Here is a 21,445-nt window from a genome sequence, read left to right as displayed (position 1 = left end):
GGACAAGGCTGCCCGGTAGTGCTTCACCGCTGCACAGTACGCGCTTGAGGCCGTTGGCCGATGCTTCTCCGTGAGCCAAGAACACATCCAGCATCGACGGCACGAAGTGCAGCGTGCTGACACCCTCGGCACGGATCACCTGACGCAGGTACTCCGGGTCACGATGGCCACCTGGGCGTGCCATGACTAGCTTCGCGCCGGTCTGCAGCGGCCAGAGGAATTCCCACACCGAAACGTCGAAGCTGAACGGAGTCTTTTGCAGCACCACGTCCTGGGCATCAAGACCGTAGGCCTCCTGCATCCACAGCAGGCGGTTGACCACGGCGGCGTGTTCGTTCATCACGCCCTTGGGCAGGCCAGTAGAGCCCGAGGTGTAGATCACGTAAGCCAGATGACGCGGTGTCAGCCCAACAACCCGAGGGTTGGCAGCCGATTGCGCCTGCCAGCTTGGCTGATCGAGATCGATGACTTGCGCTGAATCCGTCACACGATGCGTGGCGGCATGCACCAGGACCGCCACCGGGGCACTGTCGCTGAGCATATGGCGAATACGCTCGGCCGGGTAATCCGGATCGACCGGCACATAAGCGCCACCCGCTTTGAGAATGGCCAGCAAGCCGACCACCATCGACAAACCCCGTTCGACGCAGATCGCCACTCGATCATCGGGTTTCACCCCAAGCCCGATGAGGTGATGCGCCAAGCGGTTGGCCTGCTCGTTGAGCTGGCGATAGCTCAGCTCACCCTCCTCCCCGCGCACCGCCAGTGCGTCGGGGCTGCGCTCGACCTGGGCCTCGATCAGCCCATGCAAGGTCTGCTTGAGGTCGTAATCACGTGCCGTATCGTTGAAGCCCGACACGACTCGCTGCCGCTCAGCGTCCTGCAGCACCGGCAACCGCTGCAACGGCAGTTCCGGCTGTTGTTCAAGGGCCTCGGCCATGGCCTCGAGCACTTGATTGAGCTGACCACAGACCCGCGCCGCGCCGACCCCGGCTGACGTCTGGGCCACCAGCCGGAAGCCCTCGCCGAGGTCATCGACGTTGAGATTGAGCGGGTAGTTGGTGCGCTCCTTGCCCTCGCCCGTGTCGATCCCCAGCAGTGCCTCGCGCTGCTCAGGGTTGATCTCACTGCCGTGGCGGTAGTTGAGCATCGCGCTGAACAGCGGCGCCGGCGCGACCACGCCACTGCAGCGCTGGGCCAGGGCCAGCGACGCGTGCTCATGAGCGAGCAGCGCGCTGAGCCGTTGATGGGTCGCCTGCGCCGCCTGGCGCAGGCTGACATCCGCCAGGTCGACGCGCAGCGGCAAGGTGTTGATGAACATCCCCAGCGCCCGTTCGGCGCCCTCGCCACCTTGCAGACGGCCAAGCAGCACGGTGCCGAAGACCACGCTGTGCTGGCCGCTGGCGGCGCCCAGGAGGCGCGCCCAGGCCAGGTGGAACAGGCTGGCGACGCTGATCCCCTGCTGCCGCGCAGCCTGGCGCAGGCGCTGGGCCAGGTCGGCCTGCAACCACAGCTGCGCCTCTTCCAGGGCGCGACCATCGCCGCGCACGTCGCTCAGGCCGAACGGCAAGGTCGGCTCGTCGATATCGCTCAGTTGCGCACGGAAGAACGCCTCGTGCTCGCCCTCGCTGACGCCAAGGCGGGCCTGGGCCACGTAGTTGCGGTACGGCACCGGCGGTTGTGCCGGGGCCGGGGCGCCTTGCAGGTAACCGACCAGCTCGTGGCCGAGCACCTCCAGGGCGGTGTGGTCGAGCACGATATGGTGGAAGCGCAGGCTGGCGAGCAGCCCCGGCCCTTGCGGGTCCTGCCAGTACACCAGCTCGATCAGCGGTGCCTGCTCAAGCGGCAGGCGCTGCACCAGCGCCTGCGGCCCCGCCACTTCGATCACCCGCGGCTCGGCCTGTCGCCAGACCACCTGCAACGGTTGCTCGAGCCCTTCCCAGAGCACGGCGGTACGCAGCACGTCATGCCGAGCGACGCCCTTGGCCAGGGCGGCGGCGAAGGCCTGCAAGCGTTCACGGCTGGCAAACGCCATGCCGGTCTGCAGCACATAGGGGTCATGCTCGGCGGCGCTGAGGTGGTGGTAGAGAATGCCCTCCTGCAACGGAGCCAGCGGGTAGATGTCCTGCACGTTGGCGGCACCACCCGGCACCGTGGCGACGACTCGGTCGATCGCGGCCTGGTCCAGCGTGACCAGGCTGAGCAGGTCCGGGGTGATGCGGCTGCAGCCGACCGCGATACGGTTGGCCGGCACCTCGACCTGGCGGCCTTGGCCGAGGGTCGCCGCCAGCGCGGCCACGCTCGGCTGGCCGAACAGCGTGCGCACATCGACGCTCAGGCCTTGCTGACGGAGTCGCGCAGTCAGGCTCACGGCCAGCAACGAGTGGCCGCCGAGTTCGAAGAAGTTGTCGTGGCGCCCTACCCGCTCAACCCCGAGCATCTCTGCCCAGACAGCGGCCAACAGGGTTTCCACCTTGCCTTGCGGCGCGGCGTAGGCCTGGCCGACCAGCGCGCCGAGGTCCGGCTCTGGCAAGGCCTTGCGGTCAAGCTTGCCGTGGCTGGTCAGTGGCAACTGCTGAAGGCGGGTGAAGGCCTGGGGCAGCAGGTGCGCCGGCAAGCTGGCTTGCAGGGCCTCGCGCAACGCCTCGATGCGCACTGGCTGCTGCTCGGTGTACCAAGCCAGGAGACGCTCGCCCCGCACCAGCACCACGGCATCGACGATGCCCGGCTGGGCCGCCAGTGCCGCTTCGATTTCGCCCAGTTCGACGCGTACGCCGCGGATCTTCACCTGGTCATCGTTGCGGCCCAGGTAATCCAGTGTGCCGTCCGCGTTCCAGCGCACCAGGTCGCCGCTGCGGTACATGCGGGCAGCGTGCTCGGTGCTGAATGGGTCGGCGAGGAAGCGTTCCTCGGTCAGATCGGGACGGTTCAGGTAGCCGCGGGCTACTTGCGCACCGCCGATGTAGAGCTCGCCAGTGACGCCGACAGGTACGGGCTGGAGGCCTTCGTCCAGCACATAGACACGCGTGTTGGCGATCGGTTGACCGATATGCAGCGCACCGCCCGGCGTCAGTTGCCCAGAGGTCGCGACGACGGTGGTTTCGGTCGGGCCATAGTTGTTGACCACGGCAAAACCGGGGTCGCGGTCGAACTGACGCAGGCGATCACCGCCGACCAGCAGGGTGCGCAAGGTCGGGTGCTGGCGATCACGGCGCAACGCTTGTTCAGCCACCGGGGTCGGCAGGAAGCTGACGTGCAGCGGTTGCTCCAGCCACCAGTCGAGCAGTTCGTCGACGTGTTCGTTGCCGATCTGGGCAGGCGGCAGGTGCAGCGCAGCCCCCGCACACAGCGCCGGCCAGACTTCCCAGGCCATGGCGTCGAAGCCGAAGCCCGCGACGCTCGAGGTCTGTGCCTGGTGATCCAGCTCAAATGCCTGGCAGTGCCAATGCACCAGGTTGGCCAAGGTGTGGTGCTCGACCATCACGCCTTTCGGCTGGCCAGTGGAACCCGAGGTATAGATGACATAGGCCAGCTGCCGTGCGTCCAGCCCCGCCACCTGCGGATTGCCCTCAGGCTCACCGCGCCAGGCGGCGCGGTCCAGCTCGACCTGCGGCGTCGCGCCGACCAGCCCCGAGGTATCGTGCTCGGTCAGCACCAGCAGCGGCGCGCTGTCGGCCAGCAGGTAGCGGATGCGCTCGGCCGGATAGGCCGGGTCCACCGGCACGTAGGCCGCACCGGCCTTGAGCACCGCCAGCAGGCCGACCAGGCGCTGGGTGCTGCGCGACAGGCACAGCGCGACCCGGTCACCGACCTTGACGCCACGGCCGATCAGGTGATGGGCCAGGCGGTTGGCGCGGCGGTTGAGCTCACCATAGCTGAGCACCTGCCCGGCCTGGACCACGGCCACCGCTTCAGGCATCTGCGCAGCGCGTGCTTCGACCCGTGCGTGCACCGTCTGCCCCTGCGGATGCGCCTGGACGGTGCTGTTGAATGCCTCGAGCACCTGCCGGCGAGCCGCTGTGTCGAGGATCGGCAGGGCGTCCAGCGCAGTGTCCGGCGCGGCTTCCAACGCCTGCACCAGCTGCGCCAGCGCCTCGGCCATCCACCCGGCGATACGCGCGGCGCCGACCCCCTGCTGTGCCTGCACACTCAGGGCAAACCCTTGCCCCAGGTCGTCGACACTCAGGGTCAACGGGTAGTTGCTGCGCTCTTCACCGCCGAGCAGCTGCACCCCTTGAAGACGCTGGTCGCCCGCCACCGGAGCGGCCAATGCGCTGTGCCGGTAGTTGAACAAGGCGCTGAACAACGGCGCCGAAGCCGGCACGCCACTGCAACGCTGGGCCAGGGCCAGCGACGCGTGTTCGTGGCCGAGTAACGCCGACAGCCGACCATGGGTGGCGCGCAGCGCTGCGCCGACCGGCGCCGAGGTATCGATGCGCAGCGGCAGGGTATTGATGAATACCCCCAGCGCCCGGTCGGCGCCCTCACCGCCCTGCAGACGGCCCATCAGCACGGTGCCGAAAACCACGTCACTGCGGTTGGCCAGCACCCCGAGCACCCGCGCCCAGGCCAGGTGGGCCAGGCTTGCGGCGCTCACCCCACGCTGGCGGGCCTGCTCGCGCAGGCGCTGGGCGAGGCTCGGATCAAGCAGCTCACGGACTTCTTCGACCGCCCCCCCATCACCTTGCACGTCGGCCAGGCCGAAGGGCAGCGTCGGCGTATCGAGATCACCGAGCATGTCGCGGAAGAACGCTTCGTGGCCGGCGTCATCGGCGCCCAGCCGCGCCTGGGCGACATAGGTGCGATAAGGCACCGGCGCCGCCAGTTGCTCGCCACGCCCGTTGAGCAATGCCTGCATCTCCTCGGCGATCACCGCCATGGCGGTGTGGTCGAGGGCCAAGTGATGGAACTGGAGGATCGCTACCACCCGCTGGTTGGCCGGATCTTCGGCATACACCAGGCGCATCAGCGGCGCCTGGGCCAGGTCGATGCGCTGATGGCGCGCGTCGAAGCGCGCCTGCAGGGCATCGATGACCGGGCCATCGGCGAGCCCGCTGATCGGCGTCAGCGCCAGTTGCGCGCGGCGCCAGACCACCTGCACCGGCTGCAGCAAGCCGTTGTGGAGCACCGCGGTACGGAGGATGTCGTGGCGGTCGATGACCTGCTGCAACACCGCGCACCAGCTGTGCAGGCGGGCAACGCTGTCGAAGGCCAGGCGCGACTGCAGCAGGTACGGGTCGCCCTGCTCGGCGCTCAGGTGATGGTAGAGAATGCCCTCCTGCAGCGGCGCCAGTGGGTAGATCTCCTGCACGTTGGCGGCACCTCCCGGCACCGTGGCGACGATCAGGTCCAGGGTCGCCTGGTCGAGGTCGATCAGGCTGAGCATGTCCGGGGTGATGCGTTGTGCGTCGCCCGGTACACGGTTGGCCGGCACCTGCACCTCGCGCCCGCTGCCCACCGCCGCCGCCAGTGCGGCCAGGGTCGGCTGGGCGAACAGCACCCGCACATCGGCAGACAAGCCGGCCTTGCGCATGCGTTCGACCAGACTGACGGCAAGCAGTGAATGGCCGCCCAGCTCGAAGAAGTGGTCGTGGCGACCGACCTGTTCGACCTTCAACAGCTCAGCCCAGATCGCCGCCAGGGTGCATTCCACCTCACCCTGCGGCGCGGCGAAGGCGCGGCTGAGCACGGCGTCGCGGTCAGGTGCCGGCAAGGCGCGGCGGTCGAGCTTGCCATTGGCGGTCAATGGCAGCTCAGCCAGGCACACGTAGGCCGCTGGTAGCATGTAGTCGGGCAACTGCCCTTGCAACTGGGCGTGCAGCGCGGTGATCGCCGGGGCCGGCGCATTGGCCGTGAAGTAGGCGACCAGGCGCTTGTCGCCCGGCGTGTCTTCGCGCAGTTGCACCACGGCATCGCGCACCCCTGCGCACTGACCCAGGCGTGCTTCGATCTCGCCCAGTTCGATACGGAAGCCGCGCAGCTTGATCTGCTGGTCGGCGCGGCCGAGGTACAGCAGGCTGCCGTCGGCCTGCCAGCACACACGGTCGCCGCTGCGGTACATGCGCGCACCGGGCTGGTCACTGAACGGGTCGTCGAGGAAGCGCTCGGCGGTCAGTTGCGGCTGGCCCAGGTAGCCCAGCGCAAGGCCGTCGCCTGCAATGTAAAGCTCACCGACCGCGCCCACCGGCAGGGGCTGCTGGTGGCTGTCGAGCACGTAGCAGCGGGCATTGCCGATCGGTCGGCCAATCGGGATGCTGGCCGCGTCCACGCCGAGGATGGCATGGGTGGTGGTGAAGGTGGTGGCTTCGGTCGGGCCGTAGCCGTTGAGCAGGTGCGCGGGGGCACCGTGGCGCAGCACCCGGGCGATCACCGCCGGGTCCAGCACATCACCGCCGACCAACAGGTAGCGCAGCTGGCGCAGGGCCGGCAGCAGGTCGTCGGCGTATTGATGGAACAGCCCGGCGGTCAGCCACAGCACGCTGACCCGCTGCGTCAGCAGCACCTCGCACAAGGCCGGGCGGGACAGCACCTGGTCCTGGTCGATCACCACCACCGCGCCGCCGTTGAGCAACGCTGCCCAGACTTCCAGGGTGCTGGCGTCGAACGCCGGGTTGGAGGCAAAGGCCACACGGTCCTGGGCGCTGAAGGCGGCATAGCCGTTGTTGATCACCAGGCGCACGATGGCCTGGTGCGGCACCTGGACGCCCTTGGGCGTGCCGGTCGAGCCGGAGGTGTACATGATGTAAGCCGCCTGGGTGGCCGCCACCGCAGGGCCTGGAGCCTCGGCTGAAGCGCCGCTCAGGGCGAGCTGATCGAGGTCGAGCCGGCGCACGGTGCCAACGGCGTGCTCATCGCTGCGGGTCAGCAGCACGACCGCTTGGCTGTCCTCGAGCATGAACGCCTGGCGCTCGACCGGGGCATTGCCGTCCAGCGGCACGAACACCGCGCCGCACTTGCTCGCCGCCAGTTGCGCAGCCAGCAGCTCCGGCGAGCGTGGCAGCAGGATCGCCACCCGCTCCCCCGGCTCAACGCCCAGTTGCAGCAGATGATGCGCCAGGCGGTTGGCCTGGGCGTCGAGCTGCTGGTAGGTCCACTGGCGCTCGCCGTGGACCACTGCCACGGCGTCGGGCGTGGACCGTGCGTGGGCCTCGAACAGCGTGTGCACGGCGTGTGTACGCGGGTAGTCACGCTGGGTCGCGTTGAACTGGTGCAGCACCTGCTCGCGCTCCTCGGGCAACAGGCAGCCGACGCGGTACAGCGGCGTGGCCGGGTCCTGTTCCAGGGCCTGGACCAGTGCGGCGAGCGCCGTTTGCAGCAGCTGGCAGACCCGCCCGCCGTCCACTTCAAGCACGGCCTGCACGGTCAGGGCAAAGCCTGCGCCGAGGTCATCGACGTTGACCACCAGCGGGTAGTTGCTGCGCTCATGCGCACCGAGCGATTCGATACCCTGCCAGGCCTCGCGGTGCTGAGGGTCGCTGGGCACGCTGTGGCGGTAGTTGAGCAGGCTGGTGAACAGCGCCTGCGACGCCGGCACGGCGCTGCAGCGCTGGGCCAGGGCCAACGAGGCCTGCTCATGGGCGAGCAGCCGCGCCAGCCGCTGGTGGGTCAGGCGCACGCCCTCGGCAGCGCCGGTGGCGCCACGGCTGACGCGCAATGGCAGGGTGTTGATGAACATGCCCAAGGCCCGTTCAGCGCCCTCGCCGCCGCGCAGACGACCGAGCAGCACGGTGCCGAACACCACCTCCTCACGCCCGGACAACTGCGCCAGGACTTGCCCCCAGGCCTGGTGCACCAGGCTGGCGACGCTGATGCCGAGCTGACGCGCCTGGTCCCGCAGGCGGCCGGCCAGGGCGTCGTCCAGGGCCAGGCGGCTCTCGCGCACCTCGCGGCCATCGCCTTGAGTGTCACGCAGGCCAAACGCCTCGGTCGGCTCGTCGATATCGCCGAGCAACTCGCGGAACAACGCCTCGTCGGCGGCGACATCGGCGCCCAGCCGCGCCTGAGCGACGTAGTTGCGGTACGGCACGCTGGCCCGTTGCGGCGCCTGGCCCTGCAGCGCGGCACCGAGCTCGGCGACCAACTGCTCGACGGCAGTGTGGTCGAGGAGGATGTGGTGCAGCAACAGGGTCGCGTGCAAACGGCCGTCCTCGACGCTGCTGCTCAGGTGCAGCAACGGCGCCTGGGTCAGGTCGAGGCGGTTGTCGGCGCGCGGCGTACCGAGCTGCAGGCGTGCTTCGCGCCAGACCACCTGCACCGCTTCGTCCAGCCCTTGCCAGTGGAGGCTGGTGCGCAGGATGTCGTGGTGGGCGATGACCTGGTTGAGCGCCGCGATGAAGGCGTCCAGCTCAGCCTGCCCGGCAAACGCGAAGCGTGCTTGCAGCACGTACGGGTCGGCGCCTTCGCTGGCCAGGTGGTGGTAGAGAATGCCCTGTTGCAGCGGGGCCAGGGCATAGATGTCCTGGACGTTGGAGACGCCACCGGGGACGGCGGCGACCAGACTGTCGATGGCCTCCTGGGTCAGATCAGCCAGGGGCAGCAGGTCCGGGGTGATGTGCGTGCACTCGGCGCTGATGCGATTGGCGGGCACCACGATCGGGGCTTCGCCGCCGACCGCGGCCGCCAGCGCGGCCAAGGTCGGCTGGCCGAACAACACGCGGACATCGGCTTGCAGACCGGCTTGGCGCAGGCGCGAGGTCAGGCTCACGGCCAGCAGCGAGTGGCCGCCCAGTTCGAAGAAGTTGTCGTTTCGGCCTACCCGCTCGACGCCCAGCAGCTCACGCCAGAGCTGCGCCAGGAGGATTTCGGTGTCGCCTTCGGGCGCTTCGTACGGACGTTCTTGCAGTGCGTCTAGGCCTGGAGCTGGCAGGGCCTTGCGGTCGAGCTTGCCGTTGGGGCTCAGTGGCAAGGACTCCAGGTGCATGAACAGCGCCGGGACCATGAACTCCGGCAGGTGTGCGAGCAAGGCTGCACGCATCGTTTCCACCGGCTGTGGAATGCCGGTGTAGTACGCCACCAAGCGTTGTTCGTGGGCCAGCACCACCGCCTCCTTGACCCCGGCGATGCGCGTCAGGCCGGCCTGGATCTCACCCAGTTCGATGCGCAGACCACGGATTTTCACCTGGTCATCGTTACGGCCCAGGTACTCCAGGTTGCCGTCGGCCAGGTGCCGCGCCAGGTCGCCGGTGCGGTACAGCCTGGCATCCGGCCGGGTGCTGAACGGGTCGTCGATGAAGCGTTCGGCGGTCAGTTCGGCGCGGTTCAGGTAACCGCGAGCGACCTGCACGCCACCGATGTACAGCTCGCCGGCCACGCCTTGTGGCACCGGTTGACCTTGCGCATCCAGCACGTACAGCGTGGTGTTGGCGATGGGCTTGCCGATCGGCGTGTTGTCCGGCGACTCGATGCAGTGCCAGGCACTGACGTCCACCGCCGCTTCGGTTGGGCCATACAGGTTATGCAGCTCTACCGTTGGCAGTTGCGTGTGGAAGCGTCGGACAAGGCTGCCCGGTAGTGCTTCACCGCTGCACAGTACGCGCTTGAGGCCGTCGGCCGATGCTTCTCCGTGAGCCAAGAACACATCCAGCATCGACGGCACGAAGTGCAGCGTGCTGACACCCTCGGTACGGATCACCTGCCGCAGGTACTCAGGATCACGATGGCCGCCGGGACGCGCCATGACCAGCTTGGCGCCGGTCTGCAGCGGCCAGAGGAATTCCCACACCGAAACGTCGAAGCTGAACGGGGTCTTTTGCAGCACCACGTCCTGGGCATCAAGGCCATACGCTTCCTGCATCCACAGCAAGCGGTTAACCACGGCGGCGTGCTCGTTCATCACGCCTTTGGGCAGGCCGGTGGAGCCAGAGGTGTAGATCACATAGGCCAGATGACGCGGTGTCAGCCCTACAACCCGTGGATTTGCAGCCGATTGCGTCTGCCAGCTTGGCTGATCCAGATCGATGACCTGCGCCGTATCCGTCACACCGCGTGTGGCGGCATGCACCAGCACCGCCACCGGGGCACTGTCGCTGAGCATATGGCGAATACGCTCGGCCGGGTAATCCGGGTCGACCGGCACATAGGCGCCACCGGCCTTGAGAATGGCCAGCAACCCGACCACCATCGACAAGCCACGTTCGACGCAGATCGCCACCCGATCATCGGGTTTCACCCCAAGCCCGATCAGGTGATGCGCCAATCGGTTGGCCTGCTCGTTGAGCTGCCGATAGCTCAGCTCGCCCTCCTCGCCACGCACTGCCAGCGCGTCGGGGCTGCGCTCGACCTGGGCCTCGATCAGCCCATGCAAGGTCTGCTCGAGGTCGTAATCACGTGCCGTATCGTTGAAGCCAGCCAGCACCCGCTGCCGCTCCTGCGCCTGCAGCACCGGCAGACCTTGCAACGGCCTGTCCGGCTGCTGCTCCAGGCCCTCGACCAGTGCCTCCAGCACCTGGCTCATCTGCCCGCAGATCCGTGCGGCGCCGATGTGCGCCGGCGTCATCGCCACCAGGCGGAAGCCCTCGCCGAGGTCATCGACGTTGAGGCTCAGCGGGTAGTTGGTGCGCTCCTTGCCCTCGATCACCTCGATGCCCTGCCAGGCCTGGCGCTGCTCGGCCGTCGCCTCGCCGCCATGGCGGTAGTTGAGCATCGCGCTGAACAGCGGCAGCGGCGCCGCCACCCCGCTGCAGCGCTGGGCCAGGGCCAGCGAGGCGTGCTCGTGGGCGAGCAGCGCGCTCAGCCCCTGGTGCACCGCCTGCACACCCTCGCGCAGGCTGACATCCGCCAGGTCGACGCGCAGCGGCAAGGTGTTGATGAACATCCCCAGCGCCCGTTCGGCGCCCTCACCGCCTTGCAGACGGCCGAGCAGCACGGTGCCGAAGACCACGCGGTCCTGGCCGCTGGCGGCGCCCAGCACACGGGCCCAGGCCAGTTGGAACAAGCTGGCGACACTGATGCCCAGCTGCCGCGCCTGACGGCGCAAGCGCAACGCCAGCGGGCCTGGCAGCGGCAGCTTGACCTCCTGCATGTCGCGACCATCGCCCTGCACGTCGCTGAGGCCGAACGGCAAGGTCGGCGCGTCGATGTCAGCCAGTTGCGACCTGAAGAAGGCCTCGTGCTCGGCCTGGCTCATGCCCAGGCGGGCCTGGGCCACATAGTTGCGATACGGGACCGACGCGTGGCGTGGCGCTGGTGCGCCCTGCAGGTACCCGGCCAGCTCCTCGGCGACCACCTCCAGCGCGGTGTGGTCGAGGACCATGTGGTGGAACTGCAACACGGCGTCCAGCCGTGGGCTGTCAGCCTGCGCGGTGAAGCGCAGGCGCATCAGTGGGGCCTGGCTCAGGTCGAAGTGGCCGTCAGCCTCCTGACCCTCCAGCACCTGCAGCTCAGCCTGGCGCCAGACCACTTGCAGCGGCTGCGCCAGGCCCTCCCAGAGCACGGCGGTGCGCAACACGTCATGGCGGTCGATGACCTTCTGCAACGCCGCGGCAAACGCCTGCAGCCGCGCCAGGCTGTCGAAGCTCAGCCGCGAGTGCAGCACGTACGGGTCATGCTCCGGCGCGCTGAGGTGGTGGTAGAGAATGCCCTCCTGCAACGGCGCGAGGGGGTAGATGTCCTGCACATTGGCGGCGCCGCCCGGCACCGTGGCAACGATGCGCTCGATGGCGGCCGGGTCGAGGTCGATCAGGCTGAGCATCGCCGGGGTGATCCGCGTGCAGTCGGCCGGGATGCGGTTGGCCGGCACCTCGACCTGCTGATCGCGCCCCAGGGTGGCCGCCAGCGCCGCCACGGTGGGCTGGCCGAACAGCGTGCGCACATCGACTTGCAGGCCTTCCAGGCGCAAACGTGCGGTCAGGCTGACCGCCAGCAACGAGTGGCCGCCCAGCTCGAAGAAGTTGTCATGGCGGCCGACGTTGTCGACGCCGAGCAGCTCGGCCCACAGCCGCGCCAGCAGCGTTTCGGTCTCGCCTTGCGCCGGTTCATAGGCCCGCCGTTGCAGGTGTGCGGCATCGGGTGCCGGCAGCGCCTGCAGGTCGAGCTTGCCATTGGGTGTCAGCGGCAGCGCATCGAGGTGGATGAACAGCGCCGGCACCATGTACTCCGGCAACTGGGCCAGCAGCGCCTGGCGCAGGGTCTCCAGCGCCTGTGCCGCCCCCGTGTGGTAGGCGACCAGGCGTGGCCCGCTGACGGCGTCGTCATGCACCCGCACCACCGCTTCGCGCACGCCGGGCTGGCGTGTCAGGGCGGCTTCGATCTCGCCCGGCTCGATGCGCAGGCCGCGCAGCTTGATCTGCTGGTCGTTGCGCCCGATGAAGTGCAGGGTACCGTCTTCGCCCTGGCGCACCAGGTCGCCGCTGCGGTACAGGCGCTCGCCAGGCAGCCATGGGCACGCGATGAAGCGCTCGGCCTGCTGCTCCGGCAAGCCCAGGTAACCCCGCGCCAAGCCAGCGCCGCCGATGTGCAGGTGGCCGATCACCCCCCACGGCAGCGGCTGGTCATGGGCGTCCAGTACGTACAGCTGGGTATTGTCGATCGGCCGGCCAATCGGCAGCGTGCCGCGCGGCAGCGGCGCGTCTGCCGGCAGGGTCCAGACACTGCAGTCGACCGTCGCCTCGGTGGGCCCATAGACGTTGTGCAGGCGTACCTGCGGCAGTTGCCGGCGTACCTGCGCCGCCAGCGCCTCGGTCAGCTCGCCGCCACCGCAGACGATGTCGGTGAGGCTGGTGCAGCGCGCACTGGCGGGCTGCTCGAGGAACTGCTGGAGCAGCGCCGGGACGAACTGCACCACGCTGACCTGGCGGGCCTCGATCACCTCTGCCAGGTAGTGCGGATCGCGCTGCCCGTCCGGCCGCGCCAGGACCAGCCGCAGGCCGCTGCACAACGGCCAGAACAGCTCCCACACCGAGGCATCGAAGCTGATCGGGGTCTTGTGCAGCAGCGCCGCCTGGGCGCCCGGCGGGCACAGCCCTGCGCTCCATTTGACCAGGTTGACCACACTGCGGTGCTCGACCATCACGCCCTTGGGCTGGCCGGTGGAGCCGGAGGTATAGATGACATAGGCCAGGTGTTCAGGTGTCAGCCCGGCAACCACTGGCCGGGTGGCCGGCAAGCGGTGCCAGCTGGGTAGGTCGAGGTCGACCTGCGGCACGTGAGTGGCCTCTGCCAAGGCACGTGTAGAGGCTTGCACCAGCACCGCGAGCGGCGCGCTGTCGAGCAGCATGTGGCCGATGCGTTCGGCCGGGTAACCCGGGTCGACCGGTACATAGGCACCGCCGGCCTTGAGAATGGCCAGCAGGCCAACCACCATCGGCAGGCCCCGTTCGACACAGATCGCTACCCGATCGTCCGGCTTGACCCCCAGGCCGACCAAGTGGTGCGCCAGGCGGTTGGCCTGCTCTTCGAGCTGGCGATAGCTCAGGTTGCCGTCCTCGGCCATCACGGCCAGGGCATTCGGCGTGCGCTGGCACTGCGCCTCGAACAGCGCGTGCAGCGGCTGCTGCAGGTCATGCGCGACGGCCGTCTGGTTGCTCGCGACCAGCAGTTGCTGACGCTCTTGCGGGGCGATCACCGGCAGTTGCCAGAGCGGCCGCTCGGGCTGCACTTCGAGGGCCTGGACCAGGCCGCTGAGGACCTGCTCCAGTTGCGCGCAGACCCGCGCTGCGCCAATCCGCGAGGTGACCTGGGCGGTCAGGCGCATGCCGTCGCCGAGGTCGTCGACGTTGACACTCAACGGGTAATGGCCGTGCTCGCCGCTGGGCAGGGTCTCGACCCCTTCCAGCACGTCGCGCTGGGCCTGTTGCTCGTCGGCACTGGCGCCATGGCGGTAATTGAGAATGGCGCTGAACAAGGGCGTCGGCGCCTGCACACCGCTGCAACGCTGGGCCAGGCCCAGCGACGCGTGCTCGTGGGCGAGCAAGGCGCTGAGGCGCTGGTGGGTGACCCGCACGCCTTCTCGCACACCCAGGCCGTCGAGGTCCAGGCGCAGTGGCAGGGTGTTGATGAACAGCCCCAGCGCACGGTCGGCGCCGGCGCCGCCCTGCAGGCGGCCGAGCAATACGGTGCCGAAGACCACCCGGTGGGTGCCACTGGTCACCGCCAGCCACTGCGCCCAGGCCAGGTGCAGCAGGCTTGCGGCGCTCACACCGAGCAACTGGGCCTGACGGCGCAGGCGCGGGTACAAGGCCGGGTCGACGGCGAGCGTGGCCTGTTCGATGGCCGAAGCGGGCTCGCTGGCCTCGCTCAGGCCGAACGGCAAGGTCGGTTCGTCGATGTCCGCCAGTTGCGCACGGAAGAACGCCTCGTGCTCGGCTTCGCTGATGCCCAGGCGCGCCTGGGCCACGTAGTTGCGGTAAGGCACTGCCGGCTGGGTCGGTTGGCCGTGACCTCGCAGGTGGTCGCGCATCTCCTCCAGCACCCGCTTGATGGCGGTGTGGTCGATGGCGATGTGGTGGAATTGCAGGGTGGCCTCGACTCGCGAGGTGGCTGCAGCCTGACGGTGCAGCAGGCGGATCAGCGGAGCCTGGCTCAGGTCGAGGGTGCCCGCGCCGCTGTCGCTGCCGTGCTCGATGACCGGCAGCTCGGCCGTACGCCAGACCACCTGCACCGGCTGGGCCAGGCCGTCCCAGAGCACGGCGGTACGCAGGATGTCATGCCGGGCAATGACCTGTTGCAGCGCGCCGGCGAAAGCGTGCAGGCGTGCCGGGCTGTCGAAGACCAGGCGCCATTGCAGTAGGTACGGGTCGTGACCGACGGCGCTCAGGTGGTGGTAGAGAATACCCTCCTGCAACGGCGCCAGCGGGTAGATGTCCTGCACGTTGGCGGCACCGCCCGGGACCGTGGCGACGATGCGCCCCAGGGTGACCGGGTCGAGTTCGATCAGGCTGAGCAGGTCTGGGGTGATCTGCGTGCAGCCGGCCGGGATGCGGTTGGCCGGCACGCTGACCTGGCGACCCTGGCCCAACGTCGCCGCCAGGGCGGCCACGCTCGGCTGGCTGAACAGCACGCGGACATCGGCCGACAGGCCGGCCTTGCGCATGCGCTCGACCAGGGTCACCGCCAGCAGCGAGTGGCCACCGAGCTCGAAGAAGTTGTCGTGGCGCCCTACCCGCTCGACGCCAAGCACCTCGGCCCAGAGCGCGGCCATCGCCTGCTCCGTCTCGCCCAGTGGCGCCTCATAGGCCTGGCCGAGCAGCGAGGCTGGATCGGGTTCGGGCAAGGCACGGCGGTCGAGCTTGCCGTGGCTGGTCAGCGGCAGTTCATCCAGGCGGATGAACGCCTGGGGCAGCAGGTGTGCAGGCAGGCTCGCCTGCAACGCTTGGCGCAGGGTGTCGAGATCGACCGGGGCGGATTCGGTGAACCAGGCCAGCAGGCGCTCGCCACGCACCAGCACCACGGCATCGGCGATGCCCGGCTGGGCCGCCAGGGCCGCTTCGATCTCGCCCAGTTCGACGCGTACGCCGCGGATCTTCACCTGGTCATCGTTGCGGCCGAGGTAGTCCAGGGTGCCGTCCGCATTCCAGCGCACGAGGTCGCCGCTGCGGTACATGCGGGCAGCCGGTTCGGCGCTGAACGGGTCGGCGAGGAAGCGTTCCTCGGTCAACTCGGGACGGTTGAGGTAGCCACGGGCGACTTGCGCACCGCCGATGTAGAGCTCGCCAGTGACCCCTACCGGTACGGGCTGCAGGCCTTCGTCCAGCACATAGACGCGGGTGTTGGCGATAGGTTGACCAATATGCAGCGCGCCGCCCGGCGTCAGTTGCCCAGAGGTTGCGACGACGGTGGTTTCGGTCGGGCCATAGTTGTTGACCAGAGCAAAACCGGGGTCGCGGTCGAACTGCCGCAGGCGATCACCGCCGACCAGCAGCGTGCGCAACGTCGGGTGCTGGCGGTCACGGCGCAAGGCTTGCTCAGCCACCGGGGTGGGCAGGAAGCTGACGTTCAGAGGTTGCTCCAGCCACCAGTCGAGCAGTTCGTCGACGTGCTCGTTGCCGATCTGCGCGGGCGGCAAGTGCAGCGCAGCGCCCGCGCACAGTGCCGGCCAGACTTCCCAGGCCATGGCGTCGAAGCCAAAGCCCGCGACGCTGGAGGTCTGTGCCTGGTCATCCAGTGCGAACGCTTGGCAGTGCCAATGCACCAGGTTGGCCAGGGTATGGTGCTCGACCATCACCCCTTTTGGCTGGCCGGTGGAGCCGGACGTGTAGACCACATAGGCCAACTGGCGATCATCCAGCCCAACCACCTGCGGATTGTTCTCGGCTGCCGCGTAGGCACCCGGCTGATCCAGGTCCAGGCGCGGTGCGCCCTCGGGCAAGCCTTCAAGGCTCGACACGGACAGCACCAGGGCCGGCGCACTGTCGGCCAGCAGATAGGCGATTCGCTCCGCCGGATAGTTCGGATCGACCGGTACATAGGCAGCGCCAGCCTTGAGCACCGCCAACAGCGCCACCACGCGCTCGCAGGTGCGCGGCAGGCACAGCGCGACGCGATCGCCGCACTGCACACCGCGCGCGATCAGGTGATGGGCCAACTGGTTGGCCCGCGGGTTCAGCTCGCCATAGCTCAGCACCTTGCCGGCCTGGACCAGCGCCACCGCCTCGGGCGAACGCGCTGCTTGGGCCTCGACCAAGGCATGCACGGTCTGCCCCTTAGGATAAGCCTGAGCCTCTTGATTAAAGCCTTCGAGCAGTTGCCGACGGCTGTCGACATCCAGGATCGGCAGGCAGTCGACCTTGCTGCCCAAGCCCTGTTCCAGCGCCTGCACCAGTTCAGCCACTGCCTGGCCCATCCACGCGGCGACCCGCGCGGCACCGATGCCGTCGACCGCCAGCACGCTGAAGCTGAAGCCGTCGCCATGGTCATTGACGCTGAGGGTCAGCGGGTAGTTGCTGCGCTCCTCGCCACCGAGCAGGCGCACGCCCTGCCAGATGCCCTCGCCCTCGCGCGGCGCATCGCCGGCGCTGTGGCGGTAGTTGAGCAAGGCACTGAACAGTGGCGCCGACGCGGCCACGCCACTGCAACGCTGGGCCAGCGCCAGGGGCGCGTGTTCGTGGCCCAGCAGGGCCGACAAGCGCTGGTGCGTGGCACCCACGGCGGCGCCCACCGAGGCGCCGGTGTCGACCCGCAATGGCAAGGTGTTGATGAACATCCCGAGTGCCCGGTCGGCACCCTCGCCGCCCTGCAGGCGGCCCATCAGCACGGTGCCGAAGACCACGTCGCGGCGATTGGCCAGCACCCCGAGCACCCGCGCCCAGGCCAGGTGCATCAGGCTGGCGGCGCTGACCCCACGTTGCCGGGCCTGCTCGCGCACGCGGCCGGCCAGCGCGCTGCGCAATGCCAACTGCGCCTGCTCGATGCCCCGGCCATCGCCCTGCACGTCGGCAAAGCCCAGGGGCAAGGTCGGCTCTTCGACATCCGCGAGCATCTCGCGGAAAAACGCCTCGTGCCCGGCCTGGTCACCCAGGCGCGCCTGGGCTACGTAATTGCGGTAGGGCACTTGCGCAGGCAGCGTGTGCGCCTGGCCGAACAACAACGCACGCATCTCGCGGGCAACCACGTCCATCGCCGTGTGGTCGAGGGTCAGGTGATGGAACAGCAGGATCGCCACCACCTGCCGGTTGAGCGGATCGAGGCTGTAGACCAGCCGCGTGAGCGGCGCCTGGGCGAGGTCCAGGCGGTAATGACGGGCATCGAAACGCGCCTGCAACTGGTCGATGCGCGCGGCCTGCGGGTCGCTGACCAGGTCATCGACTTCGACCAGTGCCAGTTCGGCCGTGCGCCAGACCACCTGCACCGGCTGCGCCAGCCCCTGCCACACCACCGAGGTGCGCAGGATGTCGTGCCGATCGATCACCTGCTGCAGGGCGCCGGCCCAGGCCAGCAGCCGTTCGACGCTGTCGAACGCCAGGCGGGTCTGCAGCAGGTACGGGTCGCCCTGCTCGGCACTCAGGTGATGGTAGAGAATGCCTTCCTGCAACGGTGCCAGCGGGTAGATTTCCTGCACATTGGCGGCGCCACCGGGCACCGTGGCGACGATCTGCTCGATGCTGGACGGGTCCAGTTCGATCAGGCTGAGCATCTCCGGAGTAATCCGCTCGGCATCCTGGGGAACACGGTTTGCCGGTACCTCGACCTCACGCCCGGTACCGACCGCTGCCGCCAGGGCGAGCAGGGTCGGCTGGGCGAACAGCACGCGCACATCCGCCGACAGGCCGGCCTTGCGCATGCGCTCGACCAGGGTCACCGCCAGCAGCGAATGGCCGCCGAGTTCGAAGAAGTTGTCATGTCGCCCTACCCGCTCGACGCCAAGCACCTCGGCCCAAATGGCCGCCATTGCCTGTTCCGTCTGGCCGAGCGGCGCCTCGTAGGCCTGGCCGAGCAGCAGCGCCGGGTCAGGTTGCGGCAAGGCACGGCGATCGAGCTTGCCGTGACTGGTCAACGGCAGTTCATCCAGACGGATGAACGCCTGCGGCAGCAGGTGTGCAGGCAGGCTGGCCTGCAACGCTTGGCGCAGGGTGTCGATCTCCACCGGGGCGGATTCGGTGAACCAGGCCAGCAGACGCTCGCCACGGACCAGCACCACGGCATCGCGGATGCCGGGCTGAGCCGCCAGGGCCGCTTCGATCTCGCCCAGTTCGACGCGCACGCCACGGATCTTCACCTGGTCATCATTACGGCCCAGGTAGTCCAGGGTGCCGTCCGGGTTCCAGCGCACCAGGTCGCCGCTACGGTACATGCGGGCAGCCCGTTCACTGCTGAACGGGTCGGCGAGGAAGCGTTCCTCGGTCAGTTCGGGGCGGTTCAGGTAGCCACGCGCTACCTGTGCGCCGCCGATGTACAGCTCGCCGGTGACGCCAACAGGGACCGGCTGGAGGCCTTCGTCCAGCACATAGACGCGGGTGTTGGCGATCGGTTGGCCGATATGCAGCGCGCCGCCCGGTGTCATCTGCCCGGAGGTCGCGACGACCGTGGTTTCGGTGGGGCCATAGTTGTTGACCAGAGCAAAACCGGGGTCGCGGTCGAACTGCCGCAGGCGATCACCGCCGACCAGCAGCGTGCGCAACGTCGGGTGCTGGCGGTCACGGCGCAAGGCTTGCTCAGCCACCGGGGTGGGCAGGAAGCTGACGTTCAGAGGTTGCTCCAGCCACCAGTCGAGCAGTTCGTCGACGTGCTCGTTGCCGATCTGCGCGGGCGGCAAGTGCAGCGCAGCGCCCGCGCACAGCGCCGGCCAGACTTCCCAGGCCATGGCGTCGAAGCCGAAACCGGCGACGCTGGAGGTCTGTGATCGAGCATCCAGTGCGAACGCTTGGCAGTGCCAATGCACCAGGTTGGCCAGGGTATGGTGCTCGACCATGACCCCTTTTGGCTGGCCGGTGGAGCCGGACGTGTAGACCACATAGGCCAACTGGCGATCATCCAGCCCAACCACCTGCGGATTGTTCTCGGCCGCCGCATAGGCACCCGGCAGGTCCAGGTCCAGGCGCGGTGCGCCCTCGGGCAAGCCGTCAAGGCTCGACACGGACAGCACCAGGGCCGGCGCACTGTCGGCCAGCAGATACGCGATACGCTCCGCCGGATAGCTCGGATCGACCGGCACATAGGCAGCGCCCGCCTTGAGCACCGCCAGCAGCGCCACGACGCGTTCGCAGGTGCGCGGCAGGCACAGCGCGACTCGATCGCCGCACTGCACACCACGCGCAATCAGGTGATGGGCCAACTGGTTGGCCCGCCGGTTCAGTTCGCCATAGCTCAGCACTTCGCCGGCCTGGGCCACGGCCACCGCCTCGGCCGCACGTGCCGCCTGGGCCTCGACCAAGGCGTGCACGGTCTGCCACTGCGCATAGGCCTGGGCGTGGCGGTTGAAGCCTTCCAGCACCTGTTCACGCTCATCGGCCGGCAGCACCGCGAGCCCTTGCAGGGGCGCCGTCGGGTTCGACTCCAACGCGTCGATTACGCTCACGAGCACCTGTTGCAGTTGCTCGCCGAGGCGCGCCGCGCCCCATTCCGGCAGGGTCTGGATAGTCAGGCGCAGGTCGTCGCCGAGGTCGTCGACACTGACCGTCAGCGGGTAGTCGGTGCGCTCCTCGGCGCCGACGATATCGATGCCCGGCGCCACCGCGATGACCTCGGCGGCATCGCCGACATCACTGTGCCGGTAGTTGAGCATGGCGTTGAACAACGGCGCCGGCGCGGCGACACCGCTGCAGCGCTGGGCCAGGGCCAGCGGCGCCTGCTCGTGGCCGAGCAAGGCGCTCAGGCGCAGGTGCGTGGCCAGCAGTGCATCACGCACCGCGTGCTGACCGAGGTCGATGCGCAGCGGCAAGGTATTGATGAACATGCCCAGCGCCTGCTCGCCGCCTTCGCCCGTGGTCATGCGCCCGAGCAGCACGCTGCCGAACACCACCGCCTGGCGGGCCGACAGCTGCCCGATCAGGCGGGCAAAGCCCAGGTGCAGGACACTCGCCGGGCTGACCCCGAGCTGGCGGGCCTGGGCGCGCAGGCGCTGGCTGAGGGCCGGCGCAAGCATCTGCCGCGCTTCTTCGACCCGGCGTTCGCCGATATGGGCCAGGCCAAAGGCCAGGGTCGGCTCGTCGATGTCGGCCAGCATCTCGCGGAAGAACCGCTCGTGGGCGCGCTCGTCATGGGCCAGGCGGGCCGCGGCGAGGACGTTGCGAAACGGCATCGGTGCACTCAGCTGGGCGTGCTCGCCGGCTAGGCACGCCTGGATCTCGCGACGGACGATGTCCAGGGCGGTGTGGTCCATCACCGTGTGGTGGAACAGCAGCAAGGCCAGCCATTGCTCGCCCTCGCCGCGGGTGTGCATCAGCTGCATCAATGGCGCCTGGCTGAGGTCCAGGCGATAGTGGCGGGCATCGAAGCGCGTGCGCAGCGCGGCCAGCGGGTCAGCGCCAGACACCGCCACCGCCTCACGCACCAGCGTCGCTTCGCGCCAGACCACTTGCACCGGCGTGTCGAGGTACTGCCAGTGCAACGCCGTGCGCAGGATGTCGTGACGCTGGATAACCCATTGCAGGGCCGTGGCGAAGGCCTCCAGGTGCGCCTCGCTGGCGAAGCGCAGCTGCACCTGCGACAGGTACGGGTCGCCGGCGCTGGCCGACAGGTGCTCGTAGAGCATGCCCTGCTGCAGCGGCGCCAGCGGGTAGATGTCCTGCACGTTGGCGGCGCCGCCCGGCACGCTGGCGACGATGCGGTCGATGGCGCCCTGGTCGAGCTGGACCAGCGGCAGCATGTCCGGGGTGATCTTGAACGCCGGGCTGAGCCAGTCGCCGTCGCGCGTGGCGAGCATCTCCAGCAACGCAGGCTTGTGCCTCGACAGTGCCTCCCACAAGGTGTCGTCGAGCGTCTCCTCGTCACCGAGGACGATCAGGTCCTGGTGTTCGCGCTGGAGGCGGATCGGGCGGGTGGAGAGTGCAGCCATCAGTTCGCTGAAGTGCAT

1 protein-coding gene (cut by a window edge) is annotated in these 21,445 nt (G+C 68.8%); it reads right to left on the bottom strand.

Going from position 1 to position 21,445, the window contains the following annotated elements; translation table 11 throughout:
- On the bottom strand, positions 1 to 21,445 hold the 5' portion of the coding sequence (locus CCOS865_RS17585) for a non-ribosomal peptide synthase/polyketide synthase (protein ID WP_119143116.1). The gene continues 908 nt to the left of window position 1, outside the view; 21,445 of the gene's 22,353 nt are visible here — the first part of the coding sequence; its start codon is at positions 21,443 to 21,445; its stop codon lies beyond the left edge, outside the window.

This window comes from Pseudomonas reidholzensis (assembly GCF_900536025.1).
In the GTDB taxonomy this organism is placed as follows: domain Bacteria; phylum Pseudomonadota; class Gammaproteobacteria; order Pseudomonadales; family Pseudomonadaceae; genus Aquipseudomonas; species Aquipseudomonas reidholzensis.
This window is presented reverse-complemented; position numbering and strand designations above follow the sequence as displayed.